Genomic DNA, 24,778 nt, shown 5'->3' with positions numbered 1-24,778 from the left:
ATAACCATAGAGTCCCTGCTTTTCAGAGGTAGGGACTTTTTTTGTAAGTAGCAGTCAGAAATCACGGCTCTAAATCCATCAGCTATGAAGATTCGTTTACTACCATTGGTATTAATTATAGTGCTTATTACTAGTGCAGATTTACAGGCTCAATCAACAGGCTCAGATACGACTCAAAATCAGCTCACTAAAGGTCAGCAAACCTATCATTCCATAAGCCGTTCCTCAGAAGATTCGAGCCGTTCCATCTTTAATTTTAAGGCCGCTCCTATCTACGTTCGCACAACTCCATTTTCAATTTATACCGGCGCAGGCAGCCCCAAAGACCGTATTGCGCAAAGTATTGAACTAGGCAAGTCATTTAATGTCATTGACTTAGGGATTGCTTTTGGCCGGAATTCACTACGGCCTGATACATCACTTTTTCTGGAGGGGAGAGTTACCATGGATGTGGCTAACTATGGCATTTTTGCGAACGAAATGACTATAGGAGCCGGCCGGGTTTTCGATAAACAAGGTAGCCTGATGCTCGAATTGACCTATAGCATTATGGCACAGATTGCACCACGAGTAGGTATCGGCCTGACAACGGGCTACTACGATTTCAGCAGCGAGACAACAGACAGTTCGAAAACTTTTTATGGTATTTACCTGCGTTTTGGCCTCTTACGAACCGACTCAGGCGGTTTACTAGGTGGAAGTAGTCGTGGTCGAGGACGCCCTGTCCGAGTCGGCCGGCCACACCGGCATGGGCGATAAAAACTAGGTCGTAATGAGTTAGGTCTTTCTGGAAATAGTATTATTTTTAGAAAGTATTTAACCTGTGACTTGGTTGTGAACAGAAAATATCTTCTGCTTGGATTGCTGTTAACGTTGGAACCATTGGTTGGCCAAAACGTCGTTACACTATGCCATCCAAGCGGCTCAGGAACTGGGTATAGGGGCTAACCCCGACTGGAAGCTTATGGCAGACAATAGTCCGATACTAAAATTTCCGGATGGTGTAACGAAAGAAAATCGTACTTACGACGGGGTTATGATCAAGCAGGCTGGTGTAAATCTACTGGTTTATCCACTTACGATTGTAAAAGATGAAGCGGGCGTTAAAAAGGATTTAGCGTATTATGAGTCTCGCTATTCGCCCGAAGGCCCGGCTATGGGCTGGTCGGTATTGTCAACATTGCATGCCCGACTTGGCGAATCAGATAAAGCCTACGACTGGTTTGTGAAGAGCTATAAACCAAATGAAGTGCCTTCTTTCGGAGTTTTATCAGAGACGACTAGTGAAACGAATCCTTATGTTGCAACAGGTGCAGGGGGCATGTTACAGGCTGTATTGAATGGATTTGGAGGACTGGATAGTACAGATAGTGGCATTATACAGCTCAAAACGAAACTCCCGAAAAAATGGTAATCTCTGACAATTAAAGGAGTTGGTCCACAATTGAAGACCATGCAGATTCAATATAAAATCAAAGACCAGGATAAGCAACATGCTATCCTGGCCTTTGAAACTACTTACTATATTTTACCACTGGGCAACGGGTAGATGAGCTGACTGAAGTTCCAGTTCAACATCCTTTGACCCAACGGCCATTTTATTTAAGGCGATATAAATGGCTTTTACCGCATTTTCAATACGTTCCCAACCTTCCTCGCTTCGTAGATCAATACTAATCATGGTACGGTCGTTTTGAGCCATAATTGTCAAATACGTCATAGCCCCAAGCACAACGGCCGAAATGGCTTGCGTATCAGCACCTTTTACAAATGATAACTGACTGACCAATCGTGTCATTTCTTCATCCTGTGCCCGCGCTGTCGTTTCGGCAATCGAGTCATTCTCAATGACACTTGCCTTCAGAACTTCGCGTGCTGCTTTGAACGTACGGAAATAACGGTAGGTTTGAATAACCTGACGATACCAAATACGGGCAACGTCTGATTCATGTAATGGGCGAATTTGATCTAATACGGCGGGGGTAAAAACAGGGAATAATTTTCCCATCTTTACATAGTATTCTAATAAGCCTTCCATGCCACCAAAATACCTATAAATCAATACTTTACTGACATTAGCTTTTTCGGCGACCCGGTTTACACCGACACCCTCTAAACCGCGCTCTGCTATTACATCTTCTAGCGCTTCAACAATACGCTGAGTGGTTTTCGAGCGATTACGCCTGATTTTCTCATCTTTCTCCATAATAATAGCATTCATTACAATTCACATATATGTCACCCCCTTTGACTATAATCTACAATGAAAGTCACTTTAGTAAACTATTATCTGTCAGTCAATTAATATTGATGGGTATATACTAACGTCGATCAGGGTATTTAAGAATATAATTAGTTAAATAATTCGATTGTACTACCAGTTGGGGTGAAGGGCGAGTTATAGTCGCCAAAAACGCATTTTGAGTTGACTAAGGGCTATTTTTTAGTTCTTCAATAACTTTTATCATCATTTAGGGCAATAATTTTCAATCTGAATTTATCGAAAAAATGCAAAAATTAATAATTATAAAAAATGCTTGGACCACGATGTAACTTGTAAACTTTTTTTGTGGAAACTTAACTATGCAGACGCGTAGATTTTAAACACAACTACGCTGCCCGCCCAAATAGTAAAAAAACGCCTACCTTTTTACTATTTGGGCGGGCAGCGTAGTTTGATGAAAGAATCGGCTATTTGTGTTCAGTATGTAAAAAATGACGCGTTTATGTATACTGATAAGCCCACCAAATCAGAAGACCTTGTAGGGGCAATCTAGCCCATCGTAGCCAGGCCGGGAATTTACGGAAGCGGTTCGACGTAGCCATATAAACGTTGGCCGGAAATATGGCAATCAGTAACAGCATGATACCCCAGGCCGACAGCGAACGAGTAGCTGGAAACAATAAGCCAATCCCTAAAATTAGTTCGGCTATACCACTCAGCGTTACCATCAGGCTATGCGCTGGAATATAAGGCGGCATTATGGCTAAGTAACTTTTCGGATTAATGAAATGATTCACCCCCCCGGCAATGTAAATTAAGGCTTGAAGCCAAAGTAATAAATAAGACATGTGGGGTGGGGTGTTTGGATAGAGTAACGAATTAGGTAGGCCCCAATAATATAACGATGAACTGGTAGGATCAAACTCACTTGATCATGTGCCCTACAAACCCCGCGCTATTGTCCAGAATGAGGCCACCACGCCGGAAACCCAATCCGCAGGCTTCGCCCGCGTAAAAAACACCCGCCTGATAGGTGTAACCGGCTGAATCTTGAGGGAACTCAACATACTGTTGGTATATTTTTGGATAATCTCCGTAATCTCCTTCCACAGCCTGCTGTTCGCTGCCGTCTACGTTCAATATCCGAACGTTAGCGCCTTCCCGACCGAATAAGACCTTCTCAACACACTCTTTACCGGGAAGGGGGCGGGTGCTGGTTTCGAGAAGTAGGGGGTGATACGGATAAAGCTCCCAGAGTATTTTTAATATGTATTTCGATTGGAAGAGTAACGTGTAGGCCGGATTTAATACAACCGCCAGCCTTTTTCTAACAATTTCAGTGAGTAGTTTAACCAGTTCAGGTTCATCTTCGGCAATGGATTCCCAAGGGACCAACTTAAACCAGAAGTCTAATTTCTCGAATTGGCCGTTTTTGGGATTTTGCCAGAAAATGCCTTCCTCCGCCGAGAAATCGACGTTCTCTACGAAATCGAACTCAATATCAAAACCCGCTTCGCGTGCTGCTTCGCCAATGAGGGCTACGTTGGCATCGTCTTCCGGAAAGCCTCGCATGGCCGATAATAGCAACGTAGGTTGCAGGTCAGGGTTCATCGCCAGAAGTTCCTCAAATTGACCCGTTAGCGTTTCAAATACCGCATTAAACTGTAGGTTTTCGTCGAACCCATTGGCTTTAAGGTGGGCATATTGCACAACGGCTGTTTCGGGTAAGCACGTAGCGGTATCGGCGTTGAATTCAATGAGTTTAATCCCTTTTCCATCAATTCCGCCAGCCAGATCGAAACGGCCGTAGAGATGAATATGCCGATCATCCTCCCACGAGAGCTTGATAAGTTCAACCAGATTTGCCGGAATTCCCATTTCGGCAAATCGATTTTTATCAATTATGTGCTGACCAGCTGCCACAAACATATCAAATAGTTCATTGGCCGCTTCATAATAAGCATCGGCTTCTGCGGGCTGAATGACTACCACCTCGTTGGCCAAATAAGGTAGGGTATCCTGGCCGAGCATCCAGTCCCAGCCCAGATTGCGAAGTTGAGTATCGGGTGGAGTGGCGAGTTTTTGGAGAGAAATCATGTTTTCGAGATTTACAGAGTACGAATTACGATTCTTACGAAAACAATTCGTAATTCGTACTGCAAGGCAAGGCAAGAATCCAATTAGAAAATCGCTTATTATTCCTTGCAGTATCGTGCTGTAAATCTCGCTTATTCCTATGATCCGAATTGCCTTATTTTCAATTAGTGTGTTACTGGCCCTGACAGTCGGTCCGGTTTCTGGACAGTCGGCTAGAAAGCAAGCCGCCGTCCCCGTCATTTTCGACACCGATATGGGCCCCGATTACGACGATGTTGGGGCCATCACCCTGCTCCACGCCTTTGCCGATGAAGGGCAGGCAAACATTCTGGCAACCATTGCCAGTACTAATTACCCGAAAGTAACGCAGGTGCTCAGCGTCCTGAATACGTACTTTAAACGTCCGAATATCCCTATTGGCGTACCGAAAGGGGAGGCTGTGAGCGATAAAGACACGCAGCACTGGTCTGATACGATCGTAGCCCGATATCCGCATCATATTCAATCAAATGACGAAGTGCCTGATGCCATTGCATTGTATCGGCAAATTTTGTCTAAGCAGCCTGATCATAGCGTAACAATCATTACGGTTGGCTTCGTTACCAATTTGGCAAATCTGATGGCCTCTAAACCGGATACCTACTCAAAGCTATCGGGCAAAGAATTAGTGGCTCTGAAGGTAAAGAATCTGGTGAGTATGGCAGGAAAGTTTCCGAGTGGTCGGGAATACAATGTATTTAGAGATACAAAGTCGTCAAAAATCGTCTTTGCCGACTGGCCAACGCCCATTTTGATGAGTGGGTTTGAAATTGGCCAGAAAATTCACTCGGGCTTACCCCTCACTCAAAATGCGTCTATTCATCATAGTCCAATAAAAGACGTGTTTACCATTTCATTGCCTAAAGCGGCAGAAGATAAAAACGGACGTATGAGTTGGGACCAAACCGCCGTACTGGTTGGTGTACTGGGCTACGCGCCTTATTACACCGTTAAATCCGGTCGACTAACAATGAACGACGACGGCTCAAACGGATGGGACGATGCCGGTAAAGGGCACCAGTATTTAGTAGAAAAGCTGCCTGCTTTGGAGGTGGAAGCGTTAATAAATAAGTTAATGCAACATCAACCCAGGAAGTAGTAAATTAGTTAGTCTATTACTTGGTTATCGGTAGAAAAGGCTTTTCGATAGCCAAGTAACAGATTACTGCATACCGGCACGTAACATGACAGATTTACTAAAAGATGCGCTTCGTAAGGCCGCAATGTTTTGTGCGTATCAGGAACGCACGCAACAGGAAGTTCGCGAACGACTGAAAGACTGGGGCGTTTTGGGCGACGATGCCGAGGAGGTCATCGCTGAACTGATCCAGCAAAACTACCTGAACGAAGAGCGATTTGCCAAATCTTTTGCCGGAGGGAAATTTCGGGTAAAAGGTTGGGGCCGACGTAAGATCAAACAGCATCTGCAACAGCGTGGTATTTCGGGCTATAACCTCGATCAGGCTATGAAGGAGATCGCTCCTGATGATTATCAGGATACACTTAAAGAATTGCTAACCAAAAAGCGGCAGAGCCTCCGGGATGATAATCCATTGGTCATTAAACAAAAGCTTGTTCGCTATGCCCTAAGTAAAGGCTACGAAACCGATTTAATTTTTACGGTGCTGGGAAACGAGTAGCGTGGCTGGAAAGCCGTTCTCGTAAAGATTGAGTGAGGGCGGCCCTCCTACGGTGTTACTGTTGTTTTCGCCACACAATTCTCGGTTCTTTGTGCGCATGAATCCGCGAAAAGTTTCCATTATTCTTATCAACTACAACTCTCACCAGTTTACCTACAACTGTGTTAATTCACTAATTGAGAAGACAAAAGGGGTTGATTATGAGGTAATTATTGTTGATAATGACTCAAAAAATGCGGATTACGAAGCACTGAAACCAATTGCAGATCAACCCAGGGTTCAACTCATTCGTAGCCGGATTAACCTTGGCTTTTCGGGGGGGAATATGCTGGGTGTACAATTCGCCGATCCCCAGGCTGATTACTATTATTTCCTGAACAACGATTGCGTAGTACGTACAGACGTATGCAGCCAACTTACCGCATTTATGGAGATAACTCCTGACGCGGGTCTATGCGGGGCACAAATGTTTGCTGGTGATGGTTCCTGGCAAATAACGTTTGGATATCTCCCTACGCTTGGCAGCAAACTCCTTGGCCATAGCTTTGTGCGAGCACTCAATCCCTCCATTTACCCATCTACCCGGCAGGTGTATACAGAACCAGTGCGTGTGCCGTTTGTAATGGGTAGTACCCTGTTTTTACGGGCATCTGCCTTTAATCAGATTGGCGGTTTTGATGTTGCTCATTTCCTGTACGTTGAAGAAGAAGATTTAGCCAAACGGCTACAGTTAGCGGGTTTTAGTGCGTATTTGGTGCCTGAGGCTGAGTACGTTCACTTTACGGGCCAGAGTACCGCCCGCAACTACGACGTTGATAAAGAGTATTACATTTCACTCTTTCATTACTTTCGAAAATACCATTCCTGGCCAGCGCGCGCTTTATTCCGGGCCTATTATTTTATCAAGAATGGCCGGAAATTTCGCCGGGACCCGATTTATGGTCAACTAGCCTGGTTTATTGGACGTGGTAGCCCTATGCGCGAAAGCCTGCGGTATCGACAAACCATCCGCTCGGATAACAGAGCTTCTTAAAATTGGTTAACTACAAATAGGTTTCGTACTAGATTGAGCCGCTTTGGAAGTTACAGGCTAACTTTGTGGCCGAAAACACATCATAGCATGTTCAAGTATCTAAAAGAATCATTTGCCCGAAAAAAGGCACGACGGGTTACAGCTAAATATCCGTATGAGGTAGACTCATTTCAATTGGCAAAGGAAGGTACTGTTCAGTTTGCCAACTGGAAAAATCCACTGATTCCCCCCAAAACAATTACGCAATCTGAAATCAATTTTTTTCGTCGGTTTGCTACACCGGGGAGTTTTAGTATTGATGTAGGGGCTAACATTGGCGATACGACCGTACCAATGGCTATTGCTGTTGGAAAAGAAGGCTTAACGCTTGGTTTTGAGCCCAATCCCATGACGTATGAGATCCTGGAAGCCAATGCTGGATTGAATAAAGGAAGCGCTCATATTGTGCCGTTGCGCTATGCCATTACGGAGGAAGAAGGCGAATTTTTCTATTCCTCATCCGAAGCGTCGTTCGGTAATGGGGGGTATCGGCCAGCGTAAGTGAAGCCGATACACACGGTAAGTTCAAGCTTCCTGAAAAGGTGAAGGGTATTAATCTGAGTAAATACCTAAATGAGAACTATAAAGCGTATCTGCCTAAACTGTCGCTTATCAAAGTAGACGTTGAAGGCCATGATAAAGACGTGCTGCGGTCGATCTCATCGCTTATCGATCAATATAAGCCAACCTTAATTGCTGAGTGTTTTAGTGAAGCGACACTAGATGAGCGTTTCGAACTGTACCAGATCGTGGCCGACCATGAGTACACGCTCTATTATTTCGGTGATTTTGATGAGAACACCGAGATCATCCAACTCAGTCCGCATGATATGAATCGTTGGAAGAACTTCAATTTTTACGCTATTCCAAACAGTAAGAAATAATCAGACAGATTTAATGAACACAGAGCCACAGAGGACACAAAGAAGGTAAACTTAACGTCAAAAATTTTGTGTCCTCTGTGGCTCTGTGTTTATTAACTTACTGTGCTTTCAAGCCAAAATACTCGTAGAAATAGTCAGCTGGTTTTAGGTTAAGCAACTTTTTACGGTCCTTGACCAAATCGTCGTAGGTTAAGGACTGTATTTGAGCAGGCGTAAAATCTAGCTTTGATTCTGGCTTTCTTCGGGTCACAATCCCAAGGCCCTGGTCGCAGTCGAGCACAAATATGTTCAGGTCGGGACGCTGACTACGAAGGTGAATAATCGTTTTCCAGACGTCACCATTCCACTCGCCCACTTCCCAATCCTCAAATCGCCCGGCCGCGCCAGCCGTTTGCGGATTGCAGTCGTGCATAATAATCACACCATCATCGCCCATGTAAGTAAGTGTATTTTCTACATCGCGAAGGGCAAACAGATACTCGTGCATGCCATCAACCAGCGCTAGCTGAAGCTTTATGCCCGCGAAAACCTGTTGGGCATCCTGCGCAAAGAAATCATCACTCGTTTTCTCGAAATACTTATTGGTCAGATTATACGGGTTAAGGATGGCCTTCCCGAATCGGCGACTGGCATCGAAAATAAACTTCGGGTCGACAGCAACTTTAAAGGAGCTCTTGATGCGAAAGAAAATATGACCGTTCTCAACCCCAATTTCGAGGTAATTCTTGAGACCTTTCTGGCGCATCAGGGCCTGGATAACGTCTAGTCGATTCATTCGGAAAGTAAGAGTAGTGGTATAAAGGAGGAGATATTGTCTAAAATTAGAAAAGTCCCGGCTCAGAACCGGGACTTTTCTAATAAACGGAGTAGTTATACCTAAAAAGAAGGTAGTTTCTGACCAACAGGCCTGAATCTGGCTACTCTGTTAGAGTTTTTTCGTAAAAATCTGGTACAGCAACATAATCACTACGCCCCATATGACTACCATCATAACAAGACTGAACGTTATTGGCTCACCTGGAGGCACATATAGATCACTATCGGGGCGCTTTAGTACAGTTACCACCTGGCCAACTGCACTACTCCTGAAAAACGATTTACTACGCGTGCTTATACGGACTGGTTGTTTGCCAACTAAAGCAATCACCTTATTCGGGTTTTTGCCTCCACCGCGCTCTTTGCCAATTACCTGAACCTGGATTGCCTGCCCGGTTCGTTTAATCTGCTCAACCTGTCGGTAGAAATTGAACAGTCCTACTGATACGACTAAAAGGCCGACGGTGAGTAGTAATAATACCCAGCGTCGGCCATTCCAATGTACTTGACTCATTTAAAAATCAGCATCAAACGTAATGCCTTTGGGCTCTTCGGCTACCACAACAGGCGTTGGATTCTCAGCATCCTGTGGCTGTAAGGCGGATGCTTTCATCGCTTTAAACTTGGACATTACTTCGCCACGCTGGTATTCGCCCACCCGTTTCTCGAAGAAATTGGTCTTGCCTTGTAACGAAATCATGTCCATGAAATCGAATGGGTTCGTTACGTTATAGATTTTCTTCAAGCCAAGCGTCACCAGCAGGTGATCGGCCACAAAGGCAATGTACTGCTTCATCAGCTCGGCGTTCATGCCAATGAGCGATACCGGTAGCGCATCGGCTACAAATTCCTGCTCAATGTCGACGGCATTGCGGATGATGTCATAAATCTCCGACTCTGGTAGCTTATTAACAATGTGATCGGTGTAGAGCATGCAGGCAAAGTCGCGGTGCAGGCCTTCATCGCGTGAGATCAGTTCATTCGAGAACGTAAGCCCCGGCATCATGCCGCGCTTTTTGAGCCAGTAGATAGAGCAGAACGAACCCGAAAAGAAAATACCCTCGACAACGGCAAAGGCAATAAGCCGTTCGGCAAACGAGCCATTGTCGATCCAGCGCAACGCCCAATCGGCTTTTTTCTGGACGCAGGGAATGGTGTCGATTGCATTCAGCAACCGATCCTTTTCGTTAGGATCTTTAATATAGGTATCGATCAGTAGCGAATAGGTTTCGGAGTGGATGTTCTCCATCATCACCTGAAAGCCATAGAAACATTTGGCTTCGGCATACTGCACCTCCGACAGAAAATTGACAGCCAGGTTCTCATTGACAATCCCATCCGACGCGGCAAAGAACGCCAGTACGTGCGAGATGAAGTGCCGTTCGCCATCGTTGAGGCTGTTCCAGTCCTTCATATCCTGCCCGAGATCAATCTCTTCGGCGGTCCAGAACGACGCTTCGTGGGTTTTATAATATTCCCAAATGTCCCAGTGCTTGATGGGGAACAGCACAAAGCGACCTTTGTCTTCTTCTAAGATCGGTTCAATTACATCATTCTGTACCATAGTATCGGCGTGCGGTTTTATGCGTAAAAGTCAGTCGATCGAATTGAACGGATCGGCTACTTATACATTGAAATCGGATTAACAAAATTAAGCTTTCTGCCCGCTTCTGCAAGTTTGTTTGGGTAGATAACTGGTATGAGATAAATGATGTAATTTTATAAGGGTAAGATAGTCAGAGGATTAAGCCGTTGGCCTTATTTGAAGTTCTTGGAATAGTATAGTGTTGGGGAGTTAGCTTAATGCTGCGAACTGCATAGCGACGCTATGGGGCTAAAAAGAATAATCGTAGTGTTCGTGACGGTAGCCTATTTTTAAGACTTGATCGCCAATGTAGTATTTTCCGTCTTTGCGCAGATTAGCACGGACTGGTGCAGCATCAGGATCAAGTTGGTATTTATATTCTTGTGGCCCCTTTTCAAAATTTTGATCAACACGTTCTGCAATATCACGAGTTACGAGAATATAATTTTTCTTAACTTCAATAACTGTATAAGCGTGGCGGTCTGACCATTGAAGTAATGTAGCTCCGTCGCCAATTTTTGGCTCAACGGTTTTGCCTTCAGCATAAATAAGGTTTGTTAAGGTGCCGTATTTCATTTATCAAAGCGGTTTAGCCTATATTCTAGAAATTCCTTCTTTGGTTGATACGTTTTAGGAACTAGAATCGACTGATGCTCAAAATGACCAAAGAATCGCTGAAAAAAATCTTTCGAAATCTCTTCCTTTAATTGTTTCGAAATTAATACTTTATAATCTGTATCAATGCAAATTAATCCAGTTTCGTAAGCACGGTCATATAGATATGATAGACAGATGCCATTTTCGGGGTTTAATCTTTCTTCTTTATTGATAGACCAAGGCACAATATGGCCAGCTATTAACAACTCAGGTTGGTTTAGCCCCGAAATGGCACATCGGTTCGCATATGTTTTTAAAACCATTTTTCGGAAAACGTTCTGATTAACTCTAGTTTTGATAGATCTGATTTTATATTCACCTTTTAAATCAGAAACTTGAAAATCAAAATCAGAATTTGTTTCTTCTAGTGTCTTGTGTTGATAATCAGCGATTATGCTTTCACTTTCATAGATTAAATCTTCCTGATTAGCTATAAATTCATTCCATATTGACTGTATTTGCATTGAACCTTCTTGTAAGCCAATTGTGCCATGTTGCTTATTGTAAGGATCAACAAAAGCAAAATTGTTTAATCGCATCGCGGCTGAACTGGCGCTTTTTCCAATTAAACTGGCAAAATTTATTACCTCTTTGTTACTGGGATTGAGCTTGCCAGGTGGTAACTTTAGGTATAAATTGAAAACAGCAAGTAGCTGTTTCCGTGTCCAATGATCAGATACTGTTTTATAAGTTGTGTCAGCGTAGTACTCATTTAAATGAAATACAAATTTGCTTGGATATTGGGATTCTAACTCTATGCTAACAACCTCAATTTTTCCAAAGTATATGAAATTAGTATGATGAATTGCTCTGAAAAATAAATGAATTTCTTCTCCATTTGATCGAGCATACACTATCCGGTTTTCTGCAAAATGGTCGTTTGGCCCTTCCCAATGTAAATATTCATCTACTAATTTGTCTGCATACTGCTCTAGAGAACCCTGCTTCTCAGCAGTAACAAATAGAATAATTTTTGAATCTCCTTTTGGCGTTACTACACCGCGAGCAAGGCCTTGGTAGGCTGCATAGTTCCAAATCTCTGCTAAAAATTTACGGGAGTATTCTTGGCCTATTTTTATAGAATCGAAAGAAACATGCATTTAAAGAGGAGATAGAGAAAGATATAATCACAATCAAATATATTTATTATTTATACTAAATGGTATATAAAAGTTTGTTTTAATGCGAACATCTCTGCGTTTATTCCCATTGATTTTGTCAAGCCACCAATCCGTTCGGGTTTTAGGAACTATGAAAAAGCGACAACCTTCATGGCCATGGAAAAAACAGCCATGCAAGAAAATAACGGTTTTGTATTTGGGCAACACCAAGTCGGGTTTGCCGCGGAGCTTTTTATCGTGGAGACGATACCGAAATCCTTGTGCGTGAAGAAACTTACGGACGATTAGCTCTGGTTTAGTGTCTTTGCTTCGCACGCGGCTCATGTTATAGCTGCACGGTCCGGCGTTCCGGCTGAGCAGGCGTGTGAACATCGGTCATAGGTTGAGAAACATTGAGTTTATGTACCTATAACAACGTTGCTACGCTATTGTCTTAGAGCCACTCTGTCCTGACTGAGTATGCTGGAATTGTAAAACGTACAGGAGTTAAAAATACGGTCTACCAAATCACCTCGACAATATCTTTATACCGTCCAAATTTCTCATCGGCGGAAATAATTGGCATTTTTTCAGCTAAAGCTGTGGCTAGAATGAGCCTATCAAAAGGATCGCGGTGATCGGCAAACAGTGGTATTTGGTCGTAGGTTGCGATATGCCTGTTATCCAGCTGAATAATATAGAATCCGTCCTGCTTGGTTTGAACAATAAGTTCATCTACAGATATCCGAAAGGTAGGCAGCTTACCGATTTTTAGTTTAATGGCTACCTCAATGAAGCTTAATTGGGATACGTAAATCTGATTTGCCGAATTAGTGAGAACTGCATGGGCCAACGTAGAGATAGACGGATTATCCTCTTGAATCCAGATCAATACTTGGGTGTCAATAAGTACATTCATTATGCCTACATGTATTCGCTAAGGTCATCGAGTGGCTCATTAAAATCCGCCGGAACGCTTACTTTGCCGGTTAGCGAGCCGAAGCGAATACCCTGTTTATCGTGTATACCAGTTTTTTGAGGCTTTTCTTTTGTCTCGTTCTCTAAAAACGTCACAATCACCTCTGTTCCTTCTGGAATGGATGGTATTTCATGTAATATGATTTGACCGTGGCCGAAAGTGCCTTTAACTGCCGTTAGCATAGCGAACCTGTTTTTACGTAAAGATAACAGTTTTGCAAGTTGCAAAAACCAGCCGTCTTCCCGGAAACTACCCCCACCCGTTTTACGTTGTTCCTTAGAATAAGCCAATCCAACGTGACGACTGAAGAAAAGCCACAATTAACTGATATTGACCTGACGGGCTACGACCAGATTGAGGTCCTCGGTGCCCGTGAACATAATCTCAAAAATATTGACGTTACAATCCCTCGCAATAAGCTGGTTGTTGTAACAGGTATTAGCGGAAGCGGTAAATCGTCGCTGGCCTTCGATACAATTTATGCGGAGGGACAACGGCGCTACATGGAGAGTTTTTCGGCCTACGCCCGCTCGTTTATTGGCGACATGGAACGGCCCGATGTGGACAAAATCAACGGCCTGAGTCCGGTAATTTCCATTGAGCAAAAGACAACCTCCAAAAACCCCCGCTCAACGGTGGGGACCACTACCGAGATCTACGACTTTCTTCGATTGCTCTACGCTCGTGCGGGCGAAGCGTTCTCGTACATTACGGGGCGGAAAATGGAACGTCAATCTCAGGACCAGATTATTGACACCATTCTGGAGCAATATGCCGGACAGAAAATAACCCTGCTGTCGCCCATTATTAAAAGCCGGAAGGGCCATTATCGCGAACTGTTCGTACAGATAGCTAAAACTGGCTACACCAAAGTACGGGTGGATGGCGTGGTCCAAGATATTGCACCGAAGATGCAACTGGATCGCTACAAAATTCACGACATCGAGATCGTTATTGACCGGCTTGTCCCGAAAGCGGACGATCGTTATCGATTGAGTCAGTCGATCCAGACAGCACTTAAACAGGGCAAAGGTGCCATGCAGATGCTGGATGGGAAAGGGCAGTTGATCTATTTCTCGCAGAATCTGATGGACCCCGAATCGGGAATCAGCTACGATGAGCCATCGCCCAACTCGTTTTCGTTCAACTCACCTTATGGAGCCTGCCCGGTTTGTAATGGTCTAGGGGTGGTAGAAGAAATCACGGAAGAATCTGTTATCCCGGATAAGTCGCTGAGTATTAGCCGGGGTGCTATTGCTCCCCTGGGCGAATACCGCGAATTATGGATTTTCAAGGAGATCGAAGCGATCCTGAAGAAATACAAGCTTAACCTGACCACACCCGTTGTCAAGTTTCCCGAAGATCTGCTCCATGCGCTGATGTATGGTACAGAGGAAGAAGCAACCGTGCCGTCGAAAAAATACGTTGGGGAGGATTATTACAGCTTTAAATTCGAGGGGATTGTTAACTTCCTGAAACGGCAGCAGGAAAACAGCACGGATAAAATTCAGGAGTGGCTCAAGGATTTTATGGTCATTAAATCCTGCCCGGAATGCCAGGGTGCACGACTGAAAAAAGAATCGCTCTATTTCAAAATCGACCAGAAGAATATTTCTGAACTGGCTCGCATGGACATTTCGGAGTTAACGGAATGGTTTACGGGCGTAGAAAGTCGTCTGACTGATCGACAGAAAGTCATTGCGAAAGAAATTCTGAAGGAAATTCGCAAGCGTATCGGCTTCCTGCTCGACATTGGTCTTGATTACCTAACGCTCGATCGTCCGCTCCGGACCTTATCGGGTGGTGAAGCGCAGCGTATCCGACTGGCCACGCAAATCGGAACACAATTGGTGGGTGTGCTCTACATCATGGATGAGCCGAGTATCGGTCTGCACCAGCGCGATAACGTGAAACTGATTGACTCGCTAAAAAATCTGCGCGATTTGGGGAATACGGTTCTGGTTGTGGAGCATGATAAAGACATGATGCTCGAATCAGACTTTATTCTCGACATCGGTCCCGGCGCTGGCCGGCATGGTGGACAGGTGGTGAATCAGGGAACACCCGAGGAATTTCTGAAAAACCAATATGCCGGGGTGGCTGGTAGCAGTACCACCGCCGATTACCTAAGCGGCCGACGCGCTATTGAGGTGCCAGCCGAACGACGAAAAGGCAACGGTAAATTTCTAATCATCAAGAATGCGACGGGCCATAACCTGAAAAACGTAACGCTGAAATTGCCGCTTGGTCGGATGGTGACCATTACGGGCGTGTCGGGAAGCGGTAAATCATCGCTGATTCACGAAACGCTGTTTCCAGTCCTGAATCGCCATTTTTATAAATCGAAACGAGAGCCGCTACCATTCAAAACGGTGGAAGGGCTGGAGTACCTGGACAAAGTGATTGAGGTCGATCAGTCGCCAATTGGGCGTACACCCCGCTCGAATCCGGCTACCTACACGGGTATGTTCTCGGAAATCAGAACCCTGTTTGCCGAACTGCCCGAAGCTAAAATTCGCGGTTACAAACCTGGTCGGTTCTCGTTCAACGTGAAAGGTGGTCGGTGCGAAGATTGCGAGGGCGCGGGCATGAAGAAGATCGAAATGGAATTTCTTCCCGATGTTCACGTGATGTGCGAAACCTGCAAAGGCAAACGCTTCAATCGCGAAACGCTGGAGGTTCGTTTCAAAGGAAAATCCATTGCGGATGTGCTCGACATGACCGTTGAGCAAGGACTGGATTTCTTTGCCAGCCAGCCTAAAATTCTGCGGAAAGTTACTACACTGAACGATGTAGGGTTAGGTTACATCACCCTCGGTCAGCATGCCACAACGCTATCGGGTGGCGAGGCACAACGGGTAAAACTTGCGGAAGAACTATCCAAAAAAGACACCGGTAAAACGCTCTATATCCTCGACGAACCAACCACGGGGCTGCATTTTCAGGACATTGCCCACTTGCTCGACGTATTAAATAAACTCGCCGATAAAGGAAATACGGTCTTGATTATCGAGCACAACTTAGACGTGATCAAAGTCTCCGACCACCTCATCGACTTGGGTCCGGAAGGTGGTAACAAAGGCGGCTACATCATCGCCGAAGGCTCACCCGAAAAGGTGGCCGAGGTGAAAGGAAGCTATACCGGCAAGTTTCTGAAGATGGAGTTGGCAGGGCAAAACACGTAAACGCTTTTATCATCGTTGGTTTTGAAACAACCTGAAAAAATCAGTTTTATGCGTAACCCATTCTTCTACATTTTGCTCTTTGTGCTCGTCGTTCTGGACGGCTGGCTATTGGCACACCCCAATCTGATTGGTCAGGCTGGGGTGTTCTTTTTTGATTACAGCGCTATTGAAACGTTCCCTAAAGCTCTAGGAACCGTTTCAATAGTAATTAGTGTGTCTATCTTGATAACCTGGTTAGTTGGTCGGTTGAGTCAGCCAGTAGCGATCGGTATTACTATTGCACTACTGGCGGGGTCTGTTTATTACTTATTTCAGAGTTTTTCTCAGTACAATACAGGCATTTATAAGCTTACGGGCGCTGGTTTCCGGGCAGGGGCTATTTTGCTCCCGGCGTTAGTGGTGTTGGTTTTTGGGAAAGGTGTGTGGGATGTGATTTCAAACAAGCGTAGCTGACCTATCAGTTATTGATTGGATATCCAACCGTAGTGTGTTGTCAGATGTAAGCATCTGACAACACAAAAAGAGCCAATTGAGGCTCTTTTTGCGTATTTTTGAGATTGCTCACTCACTTCCTCATGAACAAACTATATCTCTTCTTAATCTGTCTCCCCGTATCACTTTTTGCGCAATCGACCTATCTTCTTAAACCCGACCGCGTCTTCGATGGCGAAACCATGCATGAGGGCTGGGTGGTACGTGTAAAAGAGGACAAAATTGAAACAGCTGGTCCTGCATCTTCTGTATCGGCAACTGGCGCTGAAGTCATTGACCTGAAAGGAACAACGCTAACTCCCGGTCTGATTGAAGGGCACTCGCATCTATTATTACATCCCTATAATGAAACGCCCTGGGATGATCAGGTGTTGAAAGAAGCTCGCTCGCTACGGGTAGCAAGGGCAACCGTTCATGCGCAGAAAACGCTGTTAGCAGGCTTTACAACCGTACGTGATCTTGGTACCGAAGGGGCAGATTATGATGATGTAGGCTTAAAGCAGGCGATCAATAAAGGCATTATTCCAGGCCCTCGCATGATTGTTGTCACGAAGGCGCTCATTGCCACTGGGAGTTATGCCCCTAAAGGATTTAGTCCAGACATTGATGTACCACAGGGCGCTGAAGAGGCCGATGGTCATGATGCGCTCATTCTGGCCGTTCGTCGGCAGATCGGTAAAGGTGCCGATGCTATAAAAATCTACGCCGATTACCGCTGGGGCTTAATGGCCGAAGCGCGCCCAACCTACACCATTGACGAAATTAAACTCATTGTTGAAGTTGCTAAAAGTAGTGGCCGGGCAGTCGTTGCGCATGCGGGTACCGCCGAGGGAATGCGCCGGGCTATTTTGGGGGGGTGTGAAACGATCGAACATGGCGATGCCGGAACTCCCGAAATCTTCGCGCTTATGAAGCAACACGGCACGGCTCTCTGTCCAACACTGGCTGCGGGTGATGCCGTGAGCCAATATCGAGGCTGGAAAAAAGGGCAGGACCCCGAACCGGAACGAATCAAACAAAAGCGTGTGACGTTTAAACAGGCACTGGATGCCGGCGTAACAATCTGCGCTGGTGGCGATGTAGGCGTGTTCAGTCACGGCGATAATGCGCGTGAGCTGATTATGATGGTAGATTATGGCATGAAACCTATTGATGTGTTGCGTTCGGCTACGTCGGTAAACGCCGACGTTTTTCACCTGGCCGACCGGGGACGCGTTCGACCCGGCTTACTGGCTGATTTGGTGGCAGTAGAAGGTGATCCCTCAAAAACAATCGCTGATTTATATCGGGTTCGGGCGGTGCTGAAAGGGGGCGTTTTTTACAAACGATAAGGAGAAATTGTACCCTGAGAGGCCATGTTACAGCTTAATACAAACGTAACATGGCTTTTTTACAACAATTTCATCTGTCGTTTAGATTTTTGGGCTAATTTCGCCCGGACAGTTTGGTTACGGCGTTTGGACTACGTTGAACAACGCACTTAATGCCACTTCATCCTGGTACTCAACAAGCCGCTAATTCGTTACTTCTGATTAACTCTACCCCGTTTTTGTATGGCAAACACCGCTGAATTAACTGTCGATGGTAAATCCTATTCATTCCCAACACTAGAGGGGACCGAGCATGAAAAAGCCTTCGACATCTCAAATCTACGTGATCAGACCGGCTACGTTACGTTAGACCGGGGTTATAAAAACACTGGTGCTACAAAAAGTGCCATTACGTTTTTAGATGGTGAAGAGGGTATTTTGCAATATCGGGGTTATTCCATTGAAGACCTGGCTGCAAAGGCTTCCTTTCTGGAAGTAGCTTACCTGCTTATATATGGTGAATTGCCAACCCAGGAACAGTTTACGCAGTTTGAAACGGCTATTCGTCGGCATACCCTGGTTAACGAAGATATGCGGAAAATCTTCGATGGTTTTCCAGTCAAAGCACACCCGATGGGCGTTTTGTCGTCGTTGGTGAGCGCAATGAGTGCGTTTTACCCAGATTTAGAGTCTGGGAAAGAGGAAGATAAAACGGACTTACACATTATCCGTCTGCTGGCTAAGCTACCCACTATTGCTACCTGGTCGTACAAGCGGGCATTGGGTCATCCAATGAACTACCCTAAAAATAATCTTGACTACATCCCGAACTTCCTGAACATGATGTTCTCGTTGCCAGTCGAAGAATATAAAGTTGATCCGGTAGTAGCCGAGGCCCTGAACGTTCTGCTTATTCTGCATGCTGACCACGAGCAAAACTGCTCGACCTCAACCGTACGACTGGTTGGTTCGTCGCAGGCCAACATTTACTCGTCTATTTCAGCAGGCATCAGTGCGTTGTGGGGACCGCTCCACGGTGGCGCTAACCAGGAAGTCATTGAGATGCTCGAAGACATCAAAGCCGACGGGGGTGATGTGTCGAAATACGTAGAAATGGCCAAGAATGCTAAAACAACTGGCTTCCGGTTATTTGGCTTTGGTCACCGTGTGTATAAGAACTTTGATCCCCGAGCTCGGATTATCAAAAAGGCTGCCGACGATGTGTTGAGTAAGCTGGGTGTTAATGATCCAGTACTTGAAATCGCTAAAGGCCTGGAAGAAGCAGCGCTTCATGACGATTATTTTGTATCGCGCAAACTATACCCGAACGTCGATTTCTATTCAGGTATTATTTATCGCGCATTGGGCATCCCAACCAACATGTTTACGGTAATGTTCGCTATCGGTCGTTTGCCGGGCTGGATTGCACAATGGAAAGAAATGCGTGAAACAAAAGAACCAATCGGTCGTCCCCGCCAAATTTACACTGGCGAAACCCTCCGGGAGTTCGTACCGCTTGAAAAACGATAAATTTTTGTAGTACCGACCGTCCCGGTCGGGTGTGAAGCTAGGCAATTCATCCGTCTATTCTCACACTCGATCGGGACGGTCGTTTTACGAGCAGGTGACTATAACTATGTCTCACTGTCCTATGTTACACCCGACCGTCTCGGTCGGCACTACAGATATGGAACCAGAGATATATCGCCGTAAACTCCCTCATATTCAGCCACTATCAAGTACGTTCTTCGTTACCTATCGGCTCCATAGCTCTTTACCCGCTACTGTTAAGCAACAACTTCGTGAAGAGTATACGGCGGAGAAGCTCCGTTTAACCAAGTCAGACAGTTATTCAATCAAAGTTTCCGATGAATTAAGCCGTCGTTACTTTGGCCGTTTTGATGGTTTACTGGATTTATGTGCTTATTGTCCAGCCTATTTGTCGAATCAAGAAGTGGCTCAGTTAGTCGCTGAGTCCTTGCATTTCTGGGATGGTCAACGTATTAACTTAATTGCCTACACGATTATGTCTAATCATGTGCATGCCGTTTTTACGTTAACGGGAGAGGAGATTGAAGCAGGAAAAGTGAATTCACTAAAGCGATTAATGCATTCGATCAAAAGCTATACAGCACACAAGGCAAATGTATTGCTCAATTTAAATGGTGAATTTTGGGAAGAAGAAACGTATGACCGTTTGGTTCGAGATACCGATGAGCTTCGCCGTATTGTGAGGTATGTACTAATGAATCCAGTAAAAGCTGGTTTATGTGAAGATTGGAAGACTTGGAAATGGAATTATGTGAAGCCGATCTACGACGAATTCTAGTAAAACCGACCGTCCCGGTCAGGTGTGAGAACAGACAAATCACTGTCGATTTCCACACCCGACCGGGACGGTCGGTACTACAAAGAAATTAATCATCGATTTCACCTTCATCGTCGGCCGCGGTAGCTGCCAGAACGGGATCAAGTAAAACGTCATCGTCTTCTGCGATTTTAGCCCGGATCTTGCCTTCAATTTCGGCCATCAGTTCTGGATTGTCCAGTAATAGTTCTTTCACCGCATCGCGACCCTGTGCCAAACGGCTGGTGCCATACGAGAACCAGGAACCTGATTTCTTAACAATCTCCATTTCAACGGATAAGTCCAGGATTTCCCCAACTTTCGAAATGCCTTGACCGTACATAATGTCGAACTCAACAACTTTGAAAGGGGCTGCCAGTTTGTTCTTAACGACTTTCACTTTTGTGCGGTTACCCACAATGTTATCGGCACCTTCTTTGATCTGACCAATCCGGCGGATGTCAAGACGAACCGATGCGTAGAATTTCAGCGCATTACCGCCCGTTGTGGTTTCGGGGTTACCAAACATCACACCGATCTTTTCACGAAGCTGGTTGATGAAAATACAGCAGCAACCCGTTTTGTTAATGGTACCGGTGAGTTTCCGTAAGGCCTGCGACATCAGACGAGCTTGTAAGCCCATTTTGCTTTCGCCCATTTCGCCTTCGATCTCAGCTTTTGGCACCAGTGCGGCAACCGAGTCAATAACGATAATGTCAATAGCACCCGAACTGATGAGATGCTCAGCGATTTCAAGCGCCTGTTCGCCATTGTCTGGCTGTGAAATAAGAAGATTTTTTGTATCGATGCCCAGCTTTTCAGCGTAAACGCGGTCAAACGCGTGTTCAGCGTCGATAAAGGCCGCCAGACCACCTGCTTTCTGAGCTTCGGCGATGCAGTGCATCGTTAAGGTGGTTTTACCTGACGATTCTGGCCCGTAGATTTCAACGACACGACCACGTGGCATGCCGCCAATACCAAGGGCTAAATCCAACCCCAGCGAGCCAGTTGAAATAACCGGAACATCGATAACTTTCGTATCGCTCAGGCGCATAACCGTGCCTTTGCCAAACGCTTTATCAAGTTTCTCGATTGTGGTTTGAAGTGCTTTTAATTTACTGTCATTAGCAGATGCTGTGGCTTGCGCCGTATCTGATTTTGCCATGTTAGGATGGTTGTTTAAACAGATAAAATTACCCAAAAATCGCCGGATTACCAAACGGTTTTTGAAAATAGTTGGGGCTTTTTAGCTGCGGATTTAGGTAGAAAATTTAACGCTGAAAAAGCCCGCCAATTGCCTTATTTTCAGGCAGATGGATGGGCTTTTAAGGGATTGGTTCAACTATAGAGTTGAGTCGGCTGTAGCGGGTTGTTGAGCCGGGCTAGGCTGTTGTGCCTGGGGCTGAGCGGGTTGGGCTTGCCCAGGCTGATAACCTGGATAAGCAGACCCATCGCCATAGGGGCGAGCGGCTGGGCCAACGATTTCTACAGCCGTGATATAATACTTGGTTTCGCCGTTCCAGGGAAACTTCAGGATCTTTTCTTCGTAATGCAATGTCACCCGTTGGCCGGTTTTAACGGCCTCTGTAACCTGGGCAGCTACTGCATCATCCTTTACCGAAAAATCGAAATATTGGGGCGTTAGCGACCCTGTTTCACCCGAAAAGCCTCCAACATTCAGAACACCTTCGTAGGTTTTGAAGATAAAACCCCGCCGACTGAATTTAGAAACCGTTCCGGCACGCTCGCCATCGCTATAGCTCCAGCCGGTAAGCGCGTAGAGTACGCCAAAAACAACTAATAAAAATAACAGAAAATATAAGAGCCCTCGCATAGGTATGGCTGGTTTAGTGGTGAATTATGAGCACACAAATAGACAACATTTTCTGATAACTTCTGTTTCGGGACCCTATAGACCATTAATTATTCATGAAGTAACGAACCAATCCCATTCCTTTTCTGAAGTTTTGCCCTGTATTTCGTTACTTTGCAGCTAGTAAGCTAATCGGCTAATGGCTTGGGAGTCAAATTCCATATACCGATACGCCAAGACGTGTTCGTTATTAACCCCTTCTTAATTCTCTGCAATGAGTACCATTCAAAGCATTCATGCCCGACAGATTCTGGATTCACGCGGTAACCCGACTGTTGAAGTGGACGTCCGCACCGAAAATGGTTTTCTGGGCCGTGCTGCCGTTCCATCGGGGGCATCGACAGGCACCCACGAAGCCGTTGAACTTCGCGATGATGACAAAAAGGTTTACGTTGGCAAAGGCGTTCTGAAAGCCGTATCTAACGTCAATGAACTTATTTTTCCGGAATTGGTCGGTATCTCCGTTTTTGAGCAGAGCATGATTGATAAAATTATGCTTGAACTGGATGGCACGCCAAACAAAGGCCGTTTAGGCGCAAACGCTATTCTGGGCGTATCACTGGCTGCATCGAAAGCGGCTGCACAGGAAGCAGGTTTGCCACTTTACCGTTACATCGGTGGCGTTAATGCCAATACCTTACCTGTGCCCATGATGAACATCCTGAACGGTGGTTCGCATGCCGATAACTCCATTGACTTCCAGGAGTTCATGGTTATGCCCGCCAACGCACCAAGCTTTTCGGAAGCGCTGCGGATGGGAACCGAAATTTTCCATACCCTCAAAGGCGTATTGAAGAAAATGGGTCTGGCTACCAACGTTGGTGATGAAGGTGGTTTTGCCCCGAACATCAAGTCGAACGAGGAAGCGATTCAAACCATTATGCAGGCTATCGAGAAAGCTGGCTACCGCCCAGGTGAAGATGTCTGGATTGCTATGGATGCTGCTTCTTCGGAGTTCTATGATGCCGAAGCAGGTGTTTATCATTTCAAAAAATCAACTGGCGACAAACTGACTTCGGCGGAAATGGCTGGCTTCTGGAAAGATTGGGCTTCTAAATACCCCATCCTGTCCATTGAAGATGGTATGGCCGAAGACGATTGGGCTGGCTGGAAACTACACACCGACGAGCTGAAAGGCACGAAGGTTCAACTGGTTGGTGATGACCTGTTTGTAACGAACGTAACCCGCCTGCAGGAAGGTATCGATAAAGGCATTGCCAATGCAATTCTGGTGAAAGTAAACCAGATCGGTTCGTTGACCGAAACGATTGATACCGTAAACCTGGCGAAGCGCAATTCGTACAAGAATATTATGTCGCACCGCTCGGGCGAAACCGAAGATGCTACCATTGCTGATTTAGCAGTGGCGTTGAATACAGGTCAAATTAAAACCGGTTCAGCTTCGCGCTCAGACCGGATGGCGAAATACAACCAACTGCTTCGTATCGAAGAGGAATTAGGCGAAACAGCGTATTTCCCAGGACTTAAATTCTAGCAGGGAGCACGGTGCACGGAGCAGGGAAGAGCTATTAGATTCCCCGCTCCGTGCACTGTGCCCCGCGCTTTTCTCATGCTACAAAAAATCCTTCGCAAACTCGGTAATTTCTATGTCGCTTCTGGCATAGGGCTTTTATTGTGGATGACGTTTTTTGATGCGAACGACTTGCCAACACAAATCCGAAACTGGTGGAAGCTGCACAAGTTGAATGAGGAAACCAGCTATTACCAGGATAAAATTAAAGCGTTGCAGGTAGAGCGCCGGGAAGTATTCGGTAGTGACCGGCTTCGCGAGAGGTTTGCCCGTGAAGAATACCTAATGAAAAAGCCGGGTGAAGATGTGTTCGTCATTGTCGATGAGCATAATGAACCGTTAGAAAAATAATGAATAATGTACAATGGATAATTAAGGATGAATCGAATCCACATTATCCATTGTACATTATTCATTGTACATTATGATAAACGTCCTCTTCGTCTGTTACGGTAACATCTGCCGGTCGCCGGTAGCAGAGGGTGTGTTTAGGCAGCTAGTCGCCGACGCAGGGCTCGATAAACAGATACAGGCCGATTCGGCCGGGACAGCATCCTTTCATATTGGTCAGCTTTCTGACAGGAGAACCCGGGAAAACGCGCTTGAGCATGGACTCACGCTAACACACCGCGCCCGCCGGTTAACTGGCGACGATCTGGCCCAGTTCGATTACTTTGTGGCGATGGATGAAACTAACCTCGAAGCCATCGAGAAGCTGAACTACCGTAGCACGGGCTTGTACTCCAACGACACCATATTCTTACTTCGTGAGTTTGATCCTGATGTAAACGATCAGCCTAATGTGCCAGACCCGTACTATGAAGGCCCAGAGGTTTTTGAAGAGGTGTATCAAATTGCCCTACGCTGCTGCCGACAGCTACTCACGTACTTAATTCAACAGCATAATCTTAATGAGCGAAAGAGCGAAGGAGTGAAAGAGTGAAGTT

At 45.6% G+C, this 24,778-nt stretch carries 28 protein-coding genes; 15 read left to right on the top strand and 13 right to left on the bottom strand.

The annotated features are described in order from the left end of the window. The first annotated feature begins 84 nt into the window (after nucleotides 1-84). Together ACYVGO_RS08355 and ACYVGO_RS08350 are read left to right on the top strand one after the other, a co-directional pair. Nucleotides 85-759, top strand: coding sequence for a hypothetical protein (locus tag ACYVGO_RS08355; protein ID WP_460968881.1), 675 nt, complete (start codon nucleotides 85-87; stop codon nucleotides 757-759). Nucleotides 760-964: 205 nt separating this feature from the next. Next, on the top strand, nucleotides 965-1,414 hold the full coding sequence (locus tag ACYVGO_RS08350) for a hypothetical protein (RefSeq protein ID WP_460968880.1): 450 nt from the start codon (nucleotides 965-967) through the stop codon (nucleotides 1,412-1,414). Nucleotides 1,415-1,528: 114 nt separating this feature from the next. Here ACYVGO_RS08350 and ACYVGO_RS08345 read toward each other — a convergent pair whose 3' ends face one another. The 3 genes from ACYVGO_RS08345 to ACYVGO_RS08335 all read right to left on the bottom strand — a co-directional run bounded on the left by ACYVGO_RS08345 (nucleotide 1,529) and on the right by ACYVGO_RS08335 (nucleotide 4,321). Beyond that, a complete protein-coding gene (locus tag ACYVGO_RS08345) occupies nucleotides 1,529-2,221 on the bottom strand; it encodes a TetR/AcrR family transcriptional regulator (protein ID WP_460968879.1) in 693 nt (230 codons plus the stop codon). Between the two features lie 503 nt (nucleotides 2,222-2,724). Continuing rightward, on the bottom strand, nucleotides 2,725-3,072 hold the full coding sequence (locus ACYVGO_RS08340; protein WP_142776246.1) for a DoxX family protein: 348 nt from the start codon (nucleotides 3,070-3,072) through the stop codon (nucleotides 2,725-2,727). 76 nt (nucleotides 3,073-3,148) lie between these two features. Continuing rightward, nucleotides 3,149-4,321, bottom strand: coding sequence for a glutathionylspermidine synthase family protein (locus ACYVGO_RS08335; RefSeq protein WP_460968878.1), 1,173 nt, complete (start codon nucleotides 4,319-4,321; stop codon nucleotides 3,149-3,151). 139 nt (nucleotides 4,322-4,460) lie between these two features. Between ACYVGO_RS08335 and ACYVGO_RS08330 the strand changes: the two genes are divergently transcribed. The 5 genes from ACYVGO_RS08330 (at nucleotide 4,461) to ACYVGO_RS08310 (ending at nucleotide 7,956) form a co-directional block, all read left to right on the top strand. Beyond that, complete coding sequence (locus tag ACYVGO_RS08330; protein ID WP_460968877.1) at nucleotides 4,461-5,459, top strand: nucleoside hydrolase; 999 nt, start codon at nucleotides 4,461-4,463, stop codon at nucleotides 5,457-5,459. Between the two features lie 85 nt (nucleotides 5,460-5,544). Then, on the top strand, nucleotides 5,545-6,000 hold the full coding sequence (locus tag ACYVGO_RS08325) for a regulatory protein RecX (protein ID WP_460968876.1): 456 nt from the start codon (nucleotides 5,545-5,547) through the stop codon (nucleotides 5,998-6,000). A gap of 97 nt (nucleotides 6,001-6,097) precedes the next feature. Next, nucleotides 6,098-7,033 carry a glycosyltransferase family 2 protein gene (locus ACYVGO_RS08320; RefSeq protein WP_460968875.1) on the top strand — a complete coding sequence of 312 codons (936 nt, stop codon included), beginning with the start codon at nucleotides 6,098-6,100 and terminating at the stop codon, nucleotides 7,031-7,033. Between the two features lie 87 nt (nucleotides 7,034-7,120). After that, nucleotides 7,121-7,573 (top strand): FkbM family methyltransferase, encoded by a 453-nt coding sequence (locus ACYVGO_RS08315; protein ID WP_460968874.1) that lies wholly within the window; start codon nucleotides 7,121-7,123, stop codon nucleotides 7,571-7,573. Between the two features lie 41 nt (nucleotides 7,574-7,614). Continuing rightward, nucleotides 7,615-7,956, top strand: a complete 342-nt coding sequence (locus ACYVGO_RS08310; RefSeq protein ID WP_460968873.1) for an FkbM family methyltransferase — start codon at nucleotides 7,615-7,617, stop codon at nucleotides 7,954-7,956. 97 nt (nucleotides 7,957-8,053) lie between these two features. Here the strand turns inward: ACYVGO_RS08310 and ACYVGO_RS08305 are convergent, their stop codons facing one another. From ACYVGO_RS08305 to ACYVGO_RS08270, 8 genes are all read right to left on the bottom strand, one after another. Beyond that, complete coding sequence (locus ACYVGO_RS08305; protein WP_460968872.1) at nucleotides 8,054-8,731, bottom strand: class I SAM-dependent methyltransferase; 678 nt, start codon at nucleotides 8,729-8,731, stop codon at nucleotides 8,054-8,056. A gap of 150 nt (nucleotides 8,732-8,881) precedes the next feature. Then, nucleotides 8,882-9,286: a hypothetical protein gene (locus tag ACYVGO_RS08300; RefSeq protein WP_460968871.1), complete on the bottom strand. Its 405-nt coding sequence runs from the start codon at nucleotides 9,284-9,286 to the stop codon at nucleotides 8,882-8,884. After that, nucleotides 9,287-10,336 carry a ribonucleotide-diphosphate reductase subunit beta gene (locus ACYVGO_RS08295; RefSeq protein WP_460968870.1) on the bottom strand — a complete coding sequence of 350 codons (1,050 nt, stop codon included), beginning with the start codon at nucleotides 10,334-10,336 and terminating at the stop codon, nucleotides 9,287-9,289. A 270-nt stretch (nucleotides 10,337-10,606) separates the two neighbouring features. Continuing rightward, entirely contained in the window at nucleotides 10,607-10,933 is a 327-nt protein-coding gene (locus tag ACYVGO_RS08290; protein ID WP_460968869.1) for a hypothetical protein, read from the bottom strand. Then, nucleotides 10,930-12,114, bottom strand: a complete 1,185-nt coding sequence (locus ACYVGO_RS08285; RefSeq protein ID WP_460968868.1) for an HNH endonuclease — start codon at nucleotides 12,112-12,114, stop codon at nucleotides 10,930-10,932. The genes ACYVGO_RS08290 and ACYVGO_RS08285 overlap by 4 nt, the downstream gene beginning before the upstream one ends. A 33-nt stretch (nucleotides 12,115-12,147) precedes the next feature. Continuing rightward, nucleotides 12,148-12,459, bottom strand: coding sequence for a very short patch repair endonuclease (locus ACYVGO_RS08280; RefSeq protein ID WP_460969053.1), 312 nt, complete (start codon nucleotides 12,457-12,459; stop codon nucleotides 12,148-12,150). Nucleotides 12,460-12,634: 175 nt separating this feature from the next. After that, nucleotides 12,635-13,033: a type II toxin-antitoxin system VapC family toxin gene (locus tag ACYVGO_RS08275; RefSeq protein WP_460968867.1), complete on the bottom strand. Its 399-nt coding sequence runs from the start codon at nucleotides 13,031-13,033 to the stop codon at nucleotides 12,635-12,637. Nucleotides 13,034-13,038: 5 nt separating this feature from the next. Next, nucleotides 13,039-13,275: a DUF2281 domain-containing protein gene (locus tag ACYVGO_RS08270; protein WP_142776235.1), complete on the bottom strand. Its 237-nt coding sequence runs from the start codon at nucleotides 13,273-13,275 to the stop codon at nucleotides 13,039-13,041. 114 nt (nucleotides 13,276-13,389) lie between these two features. On the opposite strand from ACYVGO_RS08270, the gene uvrA reads away from it, so the two are divergent. The 5 genes from uvrA to ACYVGO_RS08245 all read left to right on the top strand — a co-directional run bounded on the left by uvrA (nucleotide 13,390) and on the right by ACYVGO_RS08245 (nucleotide 20,409). Next, nucleotides 13,390-16,278, top strand: a complete 2,889-nt coding sequence (uvrA, locus tag ACYVGO_RS08265; protein ID WP_460968866.1) for an excinuclease ABC subunit UvrA — start codon at nucleotides 13,390-13,392, stop codon at nucleotides 16,276-16,278. 48 nt (nucleotides 16,279-16,326) lie between these two features. Further along, nucleotides 16,327-16,731: a hypothetical protein gene (locus ACYVGO_RS08260; protein ID WP_460968865.1), complete on the top strand. Its 405-nt coding sequence runs from the start codon at nucleotides 16,327-16,329 to the stop codon at nucleotides 16,729-16,731. Between the two features lie 122 nt (nucleotides 16,732-16,853). After that, a complete protein-coding gene (locus ACYVGO_RS08255) occupies nucleotides 16,854-18,101 on the top strand; it encodes a metal-dependent hydrolase family protein (RefSeq protein ID WP_460968864.1) in 1,248 nt (415 codons plus the stop codon). A gap of 222 nt (nucleotides 18,102-18,323) precedes the next feature. Continuing rightward, nucleotides 18,324-19,610, top strand: coding sequence for a citrate synthase (locus ACYVGO_RS08250; protein ID WP_142776231.1), 1,287 nt, complete (start codon nucleotides 18,324-18,326; stop codon nucleotides 19,608-19,610). Between the two features lie 157 nt (nucleotides 19,611-19,767). Continuing rightward, nucleotides 19,768-20,409, top strand: coding sequence for a transposase (locus ACYVGO_RS08245; RefSeq protein ID WP_460968863.1), 642 nt, complete (start codon nucleotides 19,768-19,770; stop codon nucleotides 20,407-20,409). An 88-nt stretch (nucleotides 20,410-20,497) separates the two neighbouring features. Here the strand turns inward: ACYVGO_RS08245 and recA are convergent, their stop codons facing one another. Both recA and ACYVGO_RS08235 read right to left on the bottom strand, forming a co-directional pair. Next, nucleotides 20,498-21,592, bottom strand: coding sequence for a recombinase RecA (gene recA / locus ACYVGO_RS08240; protein ID WP_142776229.1), 1,095 nt, complete (start codon nucleotides 21,590-21,592; stop codon nucleotides 20,498-20,500). 177 nt (nucleotides 21,593-21,769) lie between these two features. Beyond that, nucleotides 21,770-22,261: a hypothetical protein gene (locus ACYVGO_RS08235; protein ID WP_142776228.1), complete on the bottom strand. Its 492-nt coding sequence runs from the start codon at nucleotides 22,259-22,261 to the stop codon at nucleotides 21,770-21,772. 253 nt (nucleotides 22,262-22,514) lie between these two features. Between ACYVGO_RS08235 and eno the strand changes: the two genes are divergently transcribed. The 3 genes from eno to ACYVGO_RS08220 all read left to right on the top strand — a co-directional run bounded on the left by eno (nucleotide 22,515) and on the right by ACYVGO_RS08220 (nucleotide 24,774). Beyond that, nucleotides 22,515-23,795: a phosphopyruvate hydratase gene (gene eno, locus ACYVGO_RS08230; protein WP_142776227.1), complete on the top strand. Its 1,281-nt coding sequence runs from the start codon at nucleotides 22,515-22,517 to the stop codon at nucleotides 23,793-23,795. Nucleotides 23,796-23,870: 75 nt separating this feature from the next. Next, nucleotides 23,871-24,182 carry an FtsB family cell division protein gene (locus ACYVGO_RS08225; RefSeq protein ID WP_460968862.1) on the top strand — a complete coding sequence of 104 codons (312 nt, stop codon included), beginning with the start codon at nucleotides 23,871-23,873 and terminating at the stop codon, nucleotides 24,180-24,182. Nucleotides 24,183-24,255: 73 nt separating this feature from the next. Further along, entirely contained in the window at nucleotides 24,256-24,774 is a 519-nt protein-coding gene (locus tag ACYVGO_RS08220) for a low molecular weight protein-tyrosine-phosphatase (protein WP_460968861.1), read from the top strand. Nucleotides 24,775-24,778: the final 4 nt, after the last annotated feature.

This window comes from Spirosoma migulaei, from assembly GCF_054776855.1.
The sequence above is the reverse complement of the archived record's forward strand: the minus strand, read 5'-3'. Positions and strand labels throughout refer to the sequence as shown.